The sequence below is a fragment of the Psychrobacter sp. genome (assembly GCF_035469765.1).
GTDB lineage: Bacteria > Pseudomonadota > Gammaproteobacteria > Pseudomonadales > Moraxellaceae > Psychrobacter.
Genome location: NZ_DATIRM010000441.1, coordinates 1 through 2577, shown reverse-complemented (window position 1 = coordinate 2577; position 2577 = coordinate 1). Strand labels below are relative to the sequence as shown.

Annotated in this window: 2 protein-coding genes; one reads left to right on the top strand and one right to left on the bottom strand. The window is 45.4% G+C overall.

The window, feature by feature from the left end:
• The coding region (locus tag VLN09_RS12020) for an APC family permease (protein WP_325246825.1) at positions 1 to 1061 on the top strand (1061 nt) is incomplete at its 5' end.
• Between the two features lie 90 nt (positions 1062 to 1151).
• Here VLN09_RS12020 and VLN09_RS12015 read toward each other — a convergent pair.
• The gene (locus VLN09_RS12015) at positions 1152 to 2525 is read right to left on the bottom strand and encodes an NAD-dependent succinate-semialdehyde dehydrogenase (RefSeq protein ID WP_325246823.1); all 1374 of its coding nucleotides are present in this window, start codon (positions 2523 to 2525) and stop codon (positions 1152 to 1154) included.
• Positions 2526 to 2577 lie beyond the last annotated feature (52 nt).

The window sequence follows — 2577 nt, the reverse complement described above, 5'->3', positions numbered from 1 at the left end:
CTGGATGGGATGTCTATGCCACATGGGTAGGGGTCGGGATGTTGGGCTCCATCATTGTAACGTGGCTAAATATACGCGGTATGGAAGTCAGTGCTTGGTTTCAAAAAATCGCCGTATTGGGTATTTTGTTTGTAGGTACGTTGCTGTTCATCGGTGCCGTGTTGTTTAACCCTGAGACAGCCACTTCAACGCAAGCGCCAGCCTTTATCGGTGGTGTCGCCGGTATAATGGCCGTTATCGTAATGGTGCCCTTTATGTTTGTGGGCTTTGACGTTATTCCACAAGCGGCAGAAGAGATTGATCTTACTCGTCCCAATATTGGTAAGTTTTTGATTGTCTCCATTGTAGTTGCGGTCATTTGGTACGTGGGTATTGCTTGGAGTGTGGGTACGACATTGCCACTCTTGCAAGCAGAAAATTCAACCCTTGCAACGGCTGATGCGATGACCAATGCGTGGCAAGGTAAATGGGCAGGTATCTTACTGGTTATCGGGGGTGTGCTTGGTATTTTATCTAGCTGGAACGCATTCTTGATCGGTGGTAGTCGTCTGCTGTATGCGATGTCAAAAACGCACATGTTGCCAGCATTCTTGGGTAAACTGCATCCAAAATACAATACGCCCGTCAATGCGATTTTATTGATTGGTGGTCTAGCGACGCTTGCGCCATTATTTGGTCGCAAAATGCTGGTGTGGATTGTTGATGCAGGTGGTTTTGGTATTGTTATTGCCTATACTTGCGTTGCGATATCATTCTTAGTATTACGCTATCGTGAGCCTGATATGGTACGTCCATTCAAAATACCAGCAGGTAAGCTTGTCGGTATCATTACTATTATTCTCAGTCTGGGTATGTTAGCACTCTATCTACCGGGTATGCCATCGGCACTCGTCGCTATTGAGTGGTGGATCTTCCTTGGCTGGACGGTTCTAGGTGCTGCATTGTATGGTTATGCCACGATGAAAAATCCTGGTAAGAGTAAAGAAATCATGGATCATGAGCTGCGTGAGTTAAAAATCGCTAACCAGCAATGGTTAAAAGAAAATCCATATAAAAAATAGCGTCATTTTAATTAGTTGATTATTTTATAAAAAAAGCCTAACGTCGAAGCGTTAGGCTTTTTTTGTTCTCTTGATTAAAGTTTTTATTTATTAAGACTTATCACGAATCAGTTTATAGTTTAGGAACTCGGTGATACCAAGGGTGCCAAGTTCACGACCAAACCCTGAGCGTTTAACACCGCCGAACGGGGTATTGGCTTCACTAGCAGACGGGGCGTTAATCGTCACCATACCGACTTCTAACTTATCAGCTATGTTAGCTGCCAGTTCTGCATCTTGCGTTTGAATAGAAGCGCCAAGTCCAAAGGGTACATCATTGGCAATTTGAATCGCATGATCGACATCACGAGCTTTATAAATGACGGCAACGGGACCAAAAAGCTCTTGACGATAGACATCCATGGATTCATCGACGTCTGTTAGTACCGCAGGCTTGAACCAAGCGCCTGGCTTGTCTTTGATCATACCGCCTTCTACCAATACGGTTGCCCCTGCTTGAATGGCACTGTCGAGCTGCTCTTGTAAGTTGGTCGCTGCTGCTTTAGATGACATCGGTCCGATAAAAGTACTGTCATCAAGAGGATCAGACAAGCTCATATCACGTACGGCATTGGTAAAGCCTTTGACGAACTTATCATAAACTGACTCAATGACGATTAGGCGTTTGGCAGCATTACAAGCTTGTCCTGTATTACCAAAACGACCAGAGATAGCACCTTGTACGGCTTTTCCGATATCAGCGTCAGCTGCGACAATAAAGGCGTCTGAACCGCCAAGCTCTAGCACGACTTTTTTGAGTGCGCCGCCTGCTACCTTGGCAACGGCTTGCCCAGCTCGCTCAGAGCCCGTTAATGAGATACCTTGTACTCTGCTGTCCTCAATGATGGTTGCTGCTTGCTCATTGGTTGCAAACACATTGTTATAGACACCCTCTGGCAAGCCTGCATCTTTAAATATATCGGCGATCACTTCTGCCGTCTTAGGGCATTGCGGCGCGTGTTTTAAGATAAGCGTATTGCCTGCCATAAAGTTCGGTGCTGCAAAACGTGCGACCTGATAATGCGGATAGTTCCATGGCATGATACCCAAAAGGACGCCGACAGGTAACTTCTCTACAGAGGCAGATCCTGTATCGACATCGATTTTATTGGGCGCTAATAGCTGCTCTGCATTATCGGCATAGTAACGAAAGATATCAGCGACCAGTCCGATCTCGCCTTTTGCTTGCGCGACAGGCTTGCCCATCTCTGTTGCTACAATACGTGCAAGCTCTTCTTTACGCTCAAGATAGATGTCAGCAATTTTATGTAGTAACTTACTGCGCTCACTTAGCGATACTTTACGCCAGTCTTGATAGGCTGTATCAGCTTGCTCAATCACTCTTTGGATATCTTGCTCGGTTGCCGTAGGGTAGGTTGCTTCCACTTCGCCAGTAGCTGGATTGTTAACTTGATAATCGCTCATAGCTATTTCCTTTAGTTTAAAATGTCTTTGGGTTCAAAATCCATTTGTGTTT

Bases quoted from the DNA above. Each gene is read 5' to 3' on its own strand.
- VLN09_RS12015 (WP_325246823.1), bottom strand. From the start codon at position 2,525: ATGAGCGATTATCAAGTTAACAATCCAGCTACTGGCGAAGTGGAAGCA.